This window comes from Gordonia sp. NPDC058843, from assembly GCF_042743165.1.
Classification (GTDB): Bacteria; Actinomycetota; Actinomycetes; order Mycobacteriales; family Mycobacteriaceae; genus Gordonia.
In genome coordinates, this window is record NZ_JBHYNC010000073.1 from 1 (window position 1) to 13,898 (window position 13,898).

General features: G+C 65.6%; 10 protein-coding genes and 1 pseudogene. 9 read left to right on the forward strand and 2 right to left on the reverse strand.

The features are described from left to right. The 6 genes and pseudogenes from ACFW3F_RS24975 to ACFW3F_RS25000 all read left to right on the forward strand — a co-directional run. A pseudogene (locus ACFW3F_RS24975) lies at positions 1-764 on the forward strand (TrwC relaxase); the annotation flags it as partial. 316 nt (positions 765-1,080) lie between these two features. Then, positions 1,081-1,836, forward strand: coding sequence for a hypothetical protein (locus tag ACFW3F_RS24980; RefSeq protein WP_388062326.1), 756 nt, complete (start codon positions 1,081-1,083; stop codon positions 1,834-1,836). Then, positions 1,833-2,618, forward strand: coding sequence for a hypothetical protein (locus tag ACFW3F_RS24985; RefSeq protein ID WP_388062327.1), 786 nt, complete (start codon positions 1,833-1,835; stop codon positions 2,616-2,618). Before ACFW3F_RS24980 ends, ACFW3F_RS24985 begins: the two co-directional genes overlap by 4 nt. After that, entirely contained in the window at positions 2,615-3,331 is a 717-nt protein-coding gene (locus ACFW3F_RS24990) for a hypothetical protein (RefSeq protein ID WP_388062329.1), read from the forward strand. Before ACFW3F_RS24985 ends, ACFW3F_RS24990 begins: the two co-directional genes overlap by 4 nt. Continuing rightward, positions 3,331-4,137: a hypothetical protein gene (locus ACFW3F_RS24995; RefSeq protein ID WP_388062331.1), complete on the forward strand. Its 807-nt coding sequence runs from the start codon at positions 3,331-3,333 to the stop codon at positions 4,135-4,137. The genes ACFW3F_RS24990 and ACFW3F_RS24995 overlap by 1 nt, the downstream gene beginning before the upstream one ends. 3 nt (positions 4,138-4,140) lie before the next feature. Then, a complete protein-coding gene (locus tag ACFW3F_RS25000; protein ID WP_388062333.1) occupies positions 4,141-4,977 on the forward strand; it encodes a hypothetical protein in 837 nt (278 codons plus the stop codon). 655 nt (positions 4,978-5,632) lie between these two features. On the opposite strand, the gene ACFW3F_RS25005 is transcribed toward ACFW3F_RS25000, so the two are convergent. Both ACFW3F_RS25005 and ACFW3F_RS25010 read right to left on the reverse strand, forming a co-directional pair. Beyond that, on the reverse strand, positions 5,633-6,811 hold the full coding sequence (locus ACFW3F_RS25005; RefSeq protein ID WP_388062335.1) for a cutinase family protein: 1,179 nt from the start codon (positions 6,809-6,811) through the stop codon (positions 5,633-5,635). 348 nt (positions 6,812-7,159) lie between these two features. Further along, positions 7,160-9,385: a helicase-related protein gene (locus ACFW3F_RS25010; protein WP_388062337.1), complete on the reverse strand. Its 2,226-nt coding sequence runs from the start codon at positions 9,383-9,385 to the stop codon at positions 7,160-7,162. Between the two features lie 384 nt (positions 9,386-9,769). On the opposite strand from ACFW3F_RS25010, the gene ACFW3F_RS25015 reads away from it, so the two are divergent. The 3 genes from ACFW3F_RS25015 (at position 9,770) to ACFW3F_RS25025 (ending at position 13,722) form a co-directional block, all read left to right on the forward strand. Next, a complete protein-coding gene (locus ACFW3F_RS25015; RefSeq protein WP_388062339.1) occupies positions 9,770-11,074 on the forward strand; it encodes a hypothetical protein in 1,305 nt (434 codons plus the stop codon). A 69-nt stretch (positions 11,075-11,143) separates the two neighbouring features. Then, positions 11,144-12,430 carry an AAA family ATPase gene (locus ACFW3F_RS25020; protein WP_388062341.1) on the forward strand — a complete coding sequence of 429 codons (1,287 nt, stop codon included), beginning with the start codon at positions 11,144-11,146 and terminating at the stop codon, positions 12,428-12,430. Then, positions 12,427-13,722, forward strand: a complete 1,296-nt coding sequence (locus tag ACFW3F_RS25025; protein WP_388062340.1) for a VWA-like domain-containing protein — start codon at positions 12,427-12,429, stop codon at positions 13,720-13,722. Before ACFW3F_RS25020 ends, ACFW3F_RS25025 begins: the two co-directional genes overlap by 4 nt. The last annotated feature ends 176 nt before the right edge of the window (positions 13,723-13,898 follow it).

Consider the following 13,898-nt stretch of genomic DNA (forward strand, 5'->3'; position numbering starts at 1 on the left):
TCCACGAGGACCCGCTCCGCGTCATGAGCGACGATCAGCTCACCGCGCACCTGCGCACCCTCACCCGCCGCCACACCCTCGCCGTCGACGATCTGGGGACCAGCCGACCAGCGCCCGAGCGGACGCCGCGGGTGCGCGCCGACCACGCCGTACTCGCCGTACTCGCCGAGACGGTCGACCGCATCGCCACCGCCCGCACCGCCGGCCAGGCTCTCGCCGCTGCCGCCGCCCGCGTCACTGAGGCGCGCGCCGAGCTGGCGGGACTGCCGCCGGCCGGGCGCGGACGCAAAGCGCGCGCCGAGCACGACCAACACCACCAGCGCCTCGCCGAGGCGGTCGCCGCGGCCGAGCGTCAGCACCGGGACCTCGCCGCGGCATACGAACAGACCCGTCGGGACGTCGGCGTCCCCGGAGGCCAATGGGATGAACTGACCGCCCGCGCCGCCGACCCCGCCACGCTTGCAGGCGAACTGGCTGCGGCCGAACATGCCGACAACCGCGCCCGCCAGCTCCACCAGAAAGCCATCGACGACCGCGACGCCGCAGCCGCCGCTATCGCCTTCGCCCGAGCCGAAGTAGCCCGCCGCTACGACTTACCCGGCGTGGCCCGATCCGTCGAAGACGTCATTCGCGTGGCACACGAGAACACCAGAGCTCAGTCTGAATCTGCGTATGTCCCTTCCGCCCCTGCAGTGCTGCGGTCCCGCACCAGCGATCTACCGCCCGACACAGCGCCGCTCAGAGACTTCGGGCACGACACCTGAGCTCAGCGGGCGCCGTTGAGGTTGCTGATGTAGGCGTCGACTTAGACTCCGCACGTGCGCGCGTGGCCCGCGTAGTTTCGTGGGCTTCGATCGGGGTCAGGTGGCTTGTGTCCCCTGATGAGACGGTTGTGCGGTTGCCGACCGCGATCGCGTTCCGGGCCTGCTAGATTCACTTCAGTCTCAGCCAGGAGGGCTACGTGAAGCATGCGAGCAAGGCACTCGCCTCGGCATCTGTTCTCGTCCCTCCATTGGTAGTTTCGGGCGGATCCACCGTGACCACATCGCGCCCGGGCGCATCGAATCCGGCCGTTACGGTATGACCGCGGACTTCAACCGGCGCGTTGACGCGATCATCAGGGCCGAGGCAGAGAATCGTGCGCGCCAGACCGGCGCCCTTGAAAGCCGCTACGCATCGCGGGCGGCCACCGCGGCCGAGTATTTGCGGCAAGTGGTTCCGATGGCGGCCGAGGCGTTCGCTGCGCTCGCCCGACGCGGGTTGCAGGTGCGGTATGGCGACCCCGCGGGCCGCGATCAACGCACCCAGTACATCCGGTTGAGAACGAGCACGCTCTCCAGTGCGCAAGCCGGCGCAGACCTGTTTCTAACCGAACTCGGCTTTTTGCACGCCAACGGTCTGCTGATCGATCGTGATCGATTGCGATACCGGCGGGGCCAGGTGGAGGAGTATGTGCGTGGCGGTGGGCTTGGCGAGCCGCCGACGCAGCCTCCGCCCGGCGCGCGACCCGACAGCAACGGCATGTTCGAGTGGTACGACGATGCGGCACTTCGCCACCTTTTCGCGCGACGCTACCGCGCGCTGTCCAGCGGCCCCCTTAACGGCGTTGCCACACCTGGACGGCTCCAGGGCACCGACAACGACGGTATTGTCCACGTCGACTTCGACGCCGGTGCGGTATACGTCGTGTGGCAGTTCCTCACCTCCGCCGAGGCGTCGAAGTCGACGGTCGGCGACCGGCTCTCTGACAACATGCGGGTAGAAACACTTCAGGCCTACCTGACGCGGGTGGTTACCCGTGAGGCCGTGCTGCACGAACGGCGGAACGAACGATGAGCGTCACGCGAGAGTTCGACGAAGCTTTTTACGCCGCGCTCGCCCGTGTCGCCGAGCTCGACGAGGCAGATTCCCGCCGCGTGCGCGAAGACGGCATCGCCCGCGCACAGGCGGCCAGGCACATTGTGGAGGTGGCGACGCCGCTGTTTGCCGCCGCGTTCACGCGTCTGCAAGCTGAAGGCTTCAATGCCCGGCGCCTGCCCACCGCAAACAAAGGTCTGTTCAAGGCGACAACCGAACCGGTGATCGCGACGGGCGAGGAGTCGATGTCGTGGGGGCAGCGGGCGAAGTCGTTCGGTCCGTTCACGGACCTGGGCAACCTCATCACCGCGAACGGCAGGTTCTTCATCCACCCCGAGGTCGATGTGGAACCGCGGGTCGACGACACGGTCCCCGTTTTCCACCAGCTGGTTCCGCCCTCCTACGCGCAACCCAGTCCATACGTGAAGGGCAGGGTGCGGTGGTTCCGGCTTGAAGATGTCGTCGAAATCCAGGCTCGCGCGATATCGTTCGCCGTCCGGGTGGTTCCAAGCTTGAGCCAGGTCGCGGCGAATCAGTTGGGGCGAGGGTACCTGGTCGACGAGTCGACGGGTGCAGTTCATTTGGTGTGGGCACGCATCGACCTGCCAGAGCTCGACGTCGTCGCCGGGGTTACCGACCAATTGGAGCCCCTCGTACCGGGAGTTGCTTTCCACGGGTACCGGCTCGAGTCTCTCGAGGATTACGTGGCACGGTTGGTCGCCCGCAAGATCGTGCTGTCTGGCAGAGGTGGCCGACAATGAGTGTGTTCGATCCGGGTCACGGGGTGCCGGAGTATCTGAAGTGGCCCGACGCGGCGTACGCGCGGTATGTCGAGGAGATCTGTGCCGTCGGTCGGCATATGCGAGGGCACCTTATCGATCGCAATCTGGCCCAGGTAACTAGGGGCGCGCAGTCCGGTCGCCAACTGGCACAGGCAGTTTTCGAACTCGATATAGGCCGCCATGCCGGTTGGAAGGCTGGGTCGCGCAGGAACTACGAGGCGTTGGGCCCGCTCGAACACCGCAATTTTCTGCACCGCAACGGGTTTATCTGTGACCACGACATGATCGTGATTAACGCCGACACCTTGGATCGCAAACGTCGGTGGCTACAAAATCCCCGATTGGTGGCCCCGAGGAAGGCCATTGGCAAAGGGCGGGCGTCCTGGTATGACCCCGCCGACATTATCGAATTCTCGCGCCCCTCCATTCTGCCGATCGTCATCTCACTGACCGATCTAGTAAGCCGTCACCAGGATGGCGACCCCGTGGTCGGTAGATTTGTGAACTCGCGCAATGTGGTCGTGGCCACGGACATCGGCCAGATCGGCCATGTCTGGGACTACCGCCGCCTCGCCGGCCTGTTTCGGGTGGGTCGGCGGATCGGATCGTCGGACTGCTATTTCGAGTCCATCCCTTCCCTTTACGGGCGTGTCCTTGCGCGGGAAGTCATTGCGGCGCAGAGGACGAAATGATGGTCGACGAGAACCTGGCTGCGGCCATCAACCACAGGATCGACGGCTACTTCACCGAGCTCGCGCAGGCCGAGCGCGCGAGAGTGGACCATCTCGAGCACCGCCGGGAGGCAGAGACGGCGACGCCGCGTACGGTCGTAGGCCAGTTGGAAGCTCCTGCGCGGCGGGCCTTTACCGAACTGGCAGCGAGGAAGATCGGGCGGGTCGCCGGCAACGACCGCGTCATCATGCTGCGGGACACGTCGGGGCTGCCGTCGACAGTGCAACCGCTGAAGTTCGGTCCGTTCTCCGACAGACATCGCTATCTGCACCGGTGCGGTGTGCTGACCTATGACTACCAGCTCAGTTACCGACAGGGACGTGCTGCCGAGGTGAGAGAGCACGGCAACCTTGACTTCGACCCCGCGACTCTCCCGCCACGCGGAATGCGACCGGACGAGTCGGGCATGGTGCGATGGTACGACGAGAACGGTTTGCGCGCCGCGTCGATCAATGCGTGGACGTACGGAGCGATCACAGACTCACTTCTCGCCGTTCGATCTAGAGGATTCGACCTCGGCTCGCCGGTCGACGCAGCAAGCTTCCTCCTCGACACCGACTCTGGGACGGCCTTCATCGCCTGGAACTACACCAGCGTTCGTCAAGGGCTGCGATACGGGTTGGACCCCTCGTTCGACGACATTCCCCGGGTGGGGGTACAGATCGCTTCGCAGACGTGGATCGAGTCGGTCGACGACTACATCGCACGGATCGTGGCCTGTGAGGTGGAGATCGACAACTTTCGCCAGACACGGTACCGGAGGTAGCCAATGACGTTCGGATTCGACGACGCCGCCGGTCAGGCCGTGGGACAATTCCGCGCCGACCGCGACAACCGGGCTGCGGCCGCGGAGCACTCGGCGGCGGAGTGGGAAGAGCGTCGCGCTCTCACTCGTCACTTCATCGACGCTATTCGGCCGTGTCTGCAGGTGGTCTACGCCAGGTTAGTGTCGGAAGGCATCAAGCCGGAGGAGAGCAGCTTCAGCAGTAAGCGCTTTATGCGCACCACCCACGAATCGTTGATCTGGATCGGTGACAAGTCCGGCGCCGGGATCACGAACAAGCAGTTCGGCCCGTCCTTCCGCTATATCAACTACGTCAACCAGGATGGCGACTTCTACTGGACACAGAAGATCGAGTTCCGCCGGCCCGGTGTCCACAACGACGGCGGGATGAACGACGTCGGCCGGATCGAGCGGCCACTGTTCCGCAAGATCGAGCCGCCACGCAACGCCCAGACGAACTCTGTCAGGAAGGCCGTCCGCTGGTCCAACCGCGACGATGCACTCGAGTTCACCGCGTACTACATCGCACAATCGATCTGGTCGGTCCCGTCGGTTCGCAACTGGAACGCCTCAACCCCGAAACCGCCCATCGTCGTCGACCGCAGCGACGGCTCGATCTACTTCAGCTGGCATCGTCCGTCCAGCGCCGGTTCCGATTACGAGGACCTCGTTCCCGATGAGCAGCGCGTCCCCACGATCGTCCCCGCCCCACTAGAAACGATCCAGGACTATGTGGCACGAGCCGCGGCCCGAACGATCGCCATGCACCGCCGAAACCACACCACGACGACGCAGTCGTCACGTCGCCCATCTCGCCTATGAACACGGTGTCGTAGAGCGATAGGTCGACTCGCATTCGGTCGGCGACACGGCGCACGACATCAGATCGCGGCAGGCCCTCGCGTTCGGCGTCGTCGACGGATACGTCCTCACCCAAGTCGTCCCCAACGCGACATAGGCCCAGGTTGCCCTCGTCGACGTTTTCGGTCCCTACCCACCCAGAGCCGATCGGGATCATCGTTGAAAAACGCAGTCTTGCAACACCCTGGTTGGATCTCCGTGTCACAAGGATTGGGGTGAGCAGCCTCGCGTGAAGATTGGTTCGGCGCTCTAGGTGACTACGGGCCTCGAGGACATCGCATAAACGGTCAACAACCGACCCTGGAAAGTCCTTGGATGGGCCCCCGCCGAAGCCCTTGGGTGAACAACTGCACTCGTACAGACAACGCGGTGTTGCATCGACTGATTGAACTCGCCGCGCGGAGATCGATCAAGACCAGCGGACCTGGCCCGACGAGCTCACCTGCCAGGCGTGAAGGGTTCAGCTGGCTCGTGCACTACACCACTGGCATACGACACTCATGGTGCGGGCACCAATCACCCCTGACCTACGAGAATCGTTGCGCTGCTACGCCTCCACTTGCGGCGCAGATGTCACCGTGTGTCCATGATGCGGAGTGAAGGCCCGGGCCAGCCTTTAGACAATTTTATGAAGGGTCGATCGTGCAGTAAGAGCCCCACCGTCGGCTGTTCCGAAGTAGTCCATGGTTGCGCCGTGCCGTGTAAGTCTTAGCTCTCCTCTGCTGACGCACATGCGTTGTGGGTTGGAGACCAGCCTACTTTCAGGCCAGAGCGAACCATTTCGTACTCGTGTCTTGGTAATCGCGCTTGTACATGTCCATGCAGGCGTTCCTCCAGCGGAGGTCAACGCAACCAGGGTTATGGTGCCGCCGAGTGAGTTGCCGGTCTGGCGAATGTCGACGATCGTGCCATAGACAGTCGTTCTTCCTGGTGACCTCTCGACAGTGGAACCGGCCCATGTCCCGACGAACCGCTCTTCGGCAGCAGTTGCTCTCGTCGGGAGCAGCTTGTCAGCGAGCTGTGCGCGCCAGCTAGCGGGAACGTACATCTTGTGAGTTGCGACAGTGGCGAACTGAACGCCCCTCGCCCCCGGGTTGAAGCTGCACACCGGATCGAATATGTCGCAATGCGACACAATCGTTCTGCCGATGCGCGCTGGCAACCTGCGTGATGATGCCCCCGAAAAGGGTTTGCCTGCCTGAGCGATACCTTGGCCGGCGATCGCGCCCGCGACCGGGACTGCGGCGGTGCCGGCGGCGGACACAGTGTCAACTACGAGACGATCAGGGTCGGCCAACAGGAGCCCGCCCGCCAACCGAGGAACATACACTTGTTGCAACACGCGATGGACCACGGCTGCGCCCTGGGAATAACCCGCTAGAACCAGCTGCGAGTTTCCACACTGAGCGGCGACCGTCGTAATTAGACGCTTCAGATTGCGAACGCCCTCATCCATGCTCGCGCGATAGGCGATCCAGTCCTGTGGGTGCCAGTTTCTTGGGTCGGCGCTCAGCGGAACGCCCATGGCTCGATAATCGACTGCACGGGACGAGACGGTTATCCCCCGTGCCGCGGCGTCGGCCTTGAAGTTGCGATACGACGAGTCGATGAAACTACCCATCCCGCCATTGCGGAAACTCCCGTCCCGCTCGCCCGACCCGGCCACGCCGATCCAGACAAACTCGGCGCACGGCGCGGCCTGAGCGACAGGCGGCACCGTCGAAACTTCACAAACTCCAAGCACCCCTGCAAGAGCGACAGAGCATGCGCCCAATCTCCGGAACCAGTTCGTCACAGTCTGCCACCTCGTGTCTAGTTGTATCGCGCCAGAGCATATGTTCCCGATAGACCTCCCGCCACGTCGCGATCCGAGATTCCTCTGATCAGGTGAATAGGCTCGGAGAGTGGCTAACTCGTTGCATCCCCGATGTGGTCTATGCGACTCACGTGTCGGATGACGATGGGCGTCGTGCGGCATCCACAGGGCGGGTAAAGGCCGCGGCCGCGGCAGCTAGCTGGGCCGATGCACTGTTCATCGACGATACTCCCCGCGGCCTGTGCCAAAGGATGACCAGCATGACCGCCTCTGGTTCGCTCCTAGAGGCTGATCGCCGCACCCGCCAACGCCGGGCGCATATTTGGTTCACAGGCCCATGCCTGGGTCGCGTTGGGGCTGCGCGCCGTCACCGCGTGGATCGTGGGGCGGTTGCCGGGAGTCCGTGCTTTGCGTGCGCTCGGCGTCCGGTGCTGGTCGGGTGTCGGCGAGCAGCGTTCCGATCCTCGGTTCTGCTGTCGCGGTGTGTTTCTCGGCTTGGTACAGCTCTGCTTGGTGTTGGTGACTGCGTTTTATCGTGGCGACGTAGTCATCGGCATGGTCGAGTCCGGCTTCTTCGACCATGACCGGTGTCGGGTTGAGTTCCAGACTCCAGCCCGGTTCGCGACCGGCGCTGCGCATGCGTTCTTCGGCGGCTTGGCGGGCGACGACCGCTTCCTCGGACTGTTGGGCCTGGTCGATCTCCATCCGAAGTTGCCGTAGCCGCACCTGTTTGGTCTGCAACTCCTCAGCCCGGGTGAACGGTGCGTCAATGCGTAGGGCGTTGACCTCGACTTCCCGTCGGTAGCTGGCGATGTCAGCCTCCATCTGGGCGCGGGTGTCGTCGAGACCGGCGTACAGGTTCTCTAGGCGGGTGGCGAGACCGGACGCGGTCGCGGTGCGCCGCTCGGCGGTGGTGAACACCTGGGATGCGTCGAGAGTGACCCCCGGCCGCCCAGGGCAATCGAGCCACACGTGAATCTTGTCGTGGGCGAACTCGCGTGAGGCGTGCGCCTGGAGTCCCGACGGTATCGACGCGATCGGCATCGCCTGCTTCGTGCCGGCACCTTTGAGCTCGTGATAGGCAGCAGTGACCCGCGACAACAGCGCCTCGGACCGTTCCGGACGCTGAGCCCGGGACCGGTCCCCGGTGACGACGAACTGCTTACCGCCATCGATCCACTCCTGATGCCCGGCCAGCAGGGCGTCGAGTTTGTCGATGCTGGCTTCCAAGCGTGGGATGGCGTGGTCGGCGGAGGACACGACCCGGCGGGCGTGTGAGCGGGAGTCAGCGTGCGCGCTGGCCAGTGCGGACAGGCTTTTCACCTCGTCTTCCAGGGTGGCCATTTCGAGGAACCGTTCGTCGCCGGTGGCGGCGGCTTTGGTCGCCGCAGCGGCCTCAGACAATGAGTCCTCGGCGATGTCGTCGACTTCGGCGACGTCGTCGAGCTGCCCGCGTTTGGCCTGCCCGATGAACGCCGCCTTGGATTCGACTTTCGACCACATGACGGTGTCGGTGGTGCCGGCGGTGACGTAGTTCAGAATCTCGATCCGCGGATTCTGGTTGCCTTGGCGGATGATCCGCCCTTCGCGTTGCTCGAGATCGGCCGGCCGCCATGGCACGCCCATGTGGTGCAGACCGATCAGGCGGCCTTGGACGTTCATGCCGGTACCCATCTTCGAGGTCGACCCGACCAGCACCGCGATCCGCCCGGCTCGGCAGTCGGCCTGCAACGCCAGTTTCTGCGACGGCGATTTCGCGTCGTGGATGAACGCGATCTTCTCCGCGGGCACGTTGTACTGCTCCACGAGAAGGTCTTTGAGGTGGGAGTACACCGACGGACCGTCGGGTCGCGGGGTGCCGCGGTCGCAGAACACCAGCTGCAGCGCCCCGCGGATCGGGGACCGCTCCCCTTCCTCGGTGAGGTACTCGTTGTCGGCGGTGGCGTGGTAGATGCGGGCGACCTGTTCGGCGACCGCATCGGCGCGGGTGTTTCCCGGATCCGGTTCGAGGTTGGCCAGCACCGGGTCGAGGGCGACGTTGCGGCCGTCGTTGAGGATCTTGAGCATGTTGTCGATGTCAGCGCGGCGTGGGTCGAGATGGTCGGCCCGATGGTCCAGGTCGGCGATGAAGTCCTGTCGCTCTTGACCGGGTGTGCTGGTGATGATCTGCCGCCCGTCATGGACGGGCAGGTTCGCCGGGACCTGCTCACGGACAACGACGTCGGTGTACTGGGCGGCCATGGCGAACATTTCTTTGGGGTTGGCGAACGCCGACACCTTCGACACGACACGCAGTTTGGTGCCGGTGGCGTTGGGGATCGTCTCCGAGCGGGTCGCGGTGAACGACGCCGCCCAGTCGGTGATCGAGCGGACCCCAGCCACCTCCAGCACATAGGGGCGCAGGTACTGCTGCATCACCCACGACTCGGCCAGTGAGTTGGCGATCGGCGTGCCGGTGGCGAACGTGGCGACCCGCTCGGCGCCCGGGGCGATGACCCGCCCGGCCGCGGCCGCCTGGTGTTGGCGACGTTCACGCAGGTAGTCCAGTTTCATCGACAGGTCCTCGGCCTTGTTCGACCCGGTGAGCGACAGCGAGTCGATGGCGCATTGACGACCCTTGTTCTTGTATTCGTGGGCTTCGTCGACGAACAGATAGTCCCCGCCGGTGTCCCGAGAACACCATCACGTCGCTCGTCGAGAAGGCGGTGAGCTGACCGGCCGAGCACCGCCCGAGCACGACGAACAGGCGATCGGGGCCGCCCCCTGGCCAAGAGGACTGCGGCACGGTATATTTCGACGGGTGTTGACTTCTTCTGAACAAAGATTGGGGGTCCATGTCGTGCGCGGTGAGTGCTGATGCGCCTCCCGCCTCCGACTGGAATTCCTCCCCGACTCGTTCCTTGGCTCCGCGCCCGTCAGTTCGCGGTACCCCCCTCCATGATCGAAGCCGCCACCGCCGCGCGACTCGCCGGCGATTGGGTCGGCGCATGCACCGCAGCGGGTTTCGACCCGGCTGTCGATATCGCCGAGATCCGGCGACGACACGGCGCTGACCTCGCGGAACACCTACGGAACGACCTGCTCCATCTCGCGCCCGACCTGTTGCGTTGGCATCTGCCCCGGGTGGCTCCCACGGGACACCTGCGCCCCGGCCTGACCATCGCGCTCGCGCGTTACGGACCGGCGCGCGGACACCGGTTCGGCACAGTCGGGTCGACATATCTCGTCGCGCGGACGGCACCGCGGTGGGCAGATGCCGGACAACGAGTATCGCTGACCCTGTGGGACGGACCGACGCCCGAACCACACCCACACCCGCGACCCGACCGCCGGTACCGGTTGGATCTACACCGCCACCTGTGGGACGTCCGCCACACCGATGATCTTCGAATACGTTGCGGCGCTGATGGATCACCTCTACTGGCGACCCCACCCCCACCGGTCGAACTGCCGGAAGGTTGTGCCGTCGATCGATGGGCAACCGAAGCCGCCGTGCTGCTCCGCTCGGCGGGTCGCAGATCAGGCTGCGTGCGAATACGACTCGGAAGCCACGGAGACCTGTTTCTGCACAGTGATATCCATGATGTGACCGCGACTCGTTGGGTACCCGACCCACCGCCAGGACAGGTGTCGGCGCTTCCGGTTCTGCCCGAAGCCGCGACCAGGACCCTCCCGGACCTCGAATTGCTGCGCCATGGTGCGATCACTTTCGAGCGGTTACATCCGCTCGTGACGGCCGCGCTCGCACCCGATTTCCACCCACCCGCTGTATCTCGAAATACACCTACGGACAGCGCTTTTCAGGAGGTCGACTGTCGGGGAGAGCTACACCGGATCGGAATCGCGGACGGCGTTCTGTCGGCCCTGGATCACGATCGCGACGAGGTTCGTCGTGAGGAGATGCTCGCGTCCCTCACCGGCACGCCCCTGCCCTGCCTGCAGGCCATCGACCTCGCACACCGCCGGCCCGACTGTCTCGGCGGAGTGCAGGAGCGACTCGATTTCGGCGACATCGACGGCGCTTTGACAATCGTCCGGCGATTACTCGGCCCGGCAGCGATCCTGCGGAACGGGCCGTTGCGCGAAGCAGTGGAAAACGCACGCACACAACACGAGATCTACGAGGCCTACCGCGCGGGCGTCATCGATCCTGTCCCGCAGTCGGTTCCCGGCGGATCCCGCCGTCGTGGCCACACCGGTCGGCGTCGGCGCGCCCGTCCGCGACACGCAACTCAACTCTGACGTCGACCACCTATTCCTTCTCCGATCACCAGGTGAACCATGCCCACACACACCCTGTCCGCACACACCATGCCCACACACTCCATGCCCACCACGCCCACATCTCCCGGGACCACCGAGTCCGATACGACACATGGCGGCAGCGTCGAACTCGACAGGGCTGCCGAACTGCTCATGCTGCTCGAAGAGACGACCACCGAACAGCGGTCCCATGACCAACTCGAGGCGCTCACGCTCGCCGTGGCGGCCGACCTCCCGGTGCTGCTGTGGGGTGAACCGGGGATCGGTAAGACCGCCGCGCTGACCCAGCTCGCCGCGTCCCTCGACCTCCCCCTCACCACGGTGATCGCGAGCGTCCACGAGCCCTCGGACTTCGCAGGACTCCCCATCGTCGGCGACGACCCGGCCACTCGAGGCGTTCCCATGGCGCCGCCCGACTGGGCCGTCCGCCTCGCCGACGCCGGCCGCGGGTTGCTGTTTCTCGACGAGCTCTCCACAGCACCCCCCGCGGTACAGGCGGCGCTCCTGCGCCTGGTGCTCGAAAGACGTGTCGGCGCATTGCAACTACCGCCGGAGGTCCGGATCGTCGCCGCCGCCAATCCGCCGTCGTCGGCGGCCGACGGCTGGGAGTTGAGCGCACCGCTCGCCAATCGCTTCGTCCACCTGCACTGGACCCACGATCACGATGTCGTCGTCCGCGGCCTCGGCGGGACCTGGCCCACGACTACCATGCCGACCCTGGACGCGGAGAAGTTCACCACCGCAGTCAATTTCGCACGCCGCGCCGTGACCACGTTGCTGGCGGCCCGGCCCGCGCTGGTCCACCAGCTCCCAGGAAGCCAGACCCGTCGGGGCGGCGCCTGGCCGTCGCCGCGCAGCTGGGCCGCGACGGTGCGATTGATCGCATTCGCGACCGCCGCCTCCGCGTCACCCGAGGTGCTGTCCTTGCTGATCCGGGGCAGTGTCGGCGACGGGCCGGGTTTCGAACTGCTGGCGAGCATCGATCACATGGACCTACCGGACCCCGAGACGCTCCTCGCCGATCCGTCCGCAACGGATCTACCCCAACGAGGTGACCTGCGTCAGGCCACGCTCGATGCCGTCGTCGCCGCGGTCCGGCGTCGACCCGACAGGGACCGGTGGGACGCCGCATGGAAAGTGCTGGCCGTCGCGGTGCAGACCGGTGCTCCCGACCTCGTGGTAGTGCCGGCGACCACCCTGGCGACGTTGCGTCGGGACGACTGGCAGATCCCCAGCACCATCGACGAGTTGGCCGGGGTGGTGTCGGTGTCTCGCGCCGCCGACGACGCCGCCGACCGTGTCGCTGCACGACCAGGACAGGACCGGATGCGATGACGGTGACCGCTGCACCGGTGTCGACGCCATCGGTGTCGGTCTCGGACAAGATCTACGCGGCTCGCCTGCACGCGGTGCGCGCGCGGCCCTACATGGCCTCTGCGTTGTATGCCCTGCACATCGTCGAATCGCCGCGCGTCCCGACCATGAGCGTCGACCGCCACTGGCGCTGCTATCTCTCGCCCACCTACATTGCGAGCAGCCCCGAGGAGGAGATCGCCGCCCACCTGGTGCATCTGGTCTCTCATCTCCTGCGGGATCACGCCGACCGGAGCGACCGGTACGCCGAGGAACACGACTGCGACAGCCCGGCAGAACGGTTGCGGATGAACATTGCCGCCGACTTCGAGATCAACGACGACGTGTACGGGTCGGGGCTCATCACGCCCGACGATGCGGTGCATCCGTCCGCCCTCGACCTGGACACCGGATTGTTGATGGAGGACTACCTCCGCTGGTTCAGTCTGGGTCCCCGAACCGGGGCGATGGCCTGGCTCGAATGCGGTAGCGGAAGCGACGGCAGGCATCGCGAGTGGGAACGGGGGCCGGCGGGCGCCGACGGTCTGAGCGGGCAGGAACGCGATGCCGTCCGGTTCGCGGTGGCGAGATCGATCTCCGAGCGTGCGGGAGACGTCCCGGCCGGATGGCGGCGGTGGGCGCGCGACGCGATGCATCCGCCACAGCCATGGCAAGCCCTTCTGGGCGCTGCGATCCGGGCCGCGGTGTCGACATCAGGTGTCGGTGACAACTACACCTATGGTCGCCCCGCTCGACGGTCAGCCGCCCTGCCCGGGGTGATCGTCCCCAGTCTTCGGCGAACGCCGCCGAAGGTGAGTGTCGTCATCGACACCTCGGGGTCGGTCAGTGATGCCGAGCTCGGCAGCGCCCTGCTCGAGGTCGCAGCCATCTCGCGCGCAGTGAGCGGGCGGCGCGACCTGCTCACCGTGGTGTCGTGCGACGCCGCAGCGCGCATCGCTCAACCCATCTGCAGAGCGGCGGACATCCCGCTCCACGGTGGCGGCGGCACCGATCTGCGCACCGGATTCGACAGCGCCCTGCGCACCCGGCCCGACGTGGTCGTGGCCCTGACCGACGGCCACACCCCGTGGCCGAGCCATCGACCCGGTTGTCGCACCGTCGTCGGACTCTTCGCCCGCGACCACCGCGTGTATGCCCCGCTCACCGGCTCGTCCATGTCCGGATTCGGTGGCGGTAAAGCCTATTCCGGCAACGGGTGGTCGACGCCACCCGAGTGGGCGCACGTCGTCCACATCGGCGAGCCCGGCCGGTGAGCACACGCTCGGGTGTCGGTTTCGAACGAACCGCAGATACCGAAGTGCGAGGAGCGATAGCGACCACCGTCCTGCTCCCTGATCCGAAAGAACCGCATAACCCCTGCTCCCTGAGGTGCGAGGAGCGCAAGCCGCCGGGCCGAGCAAGCGACGAAGGAGCGCGTCGAGGTCGACGA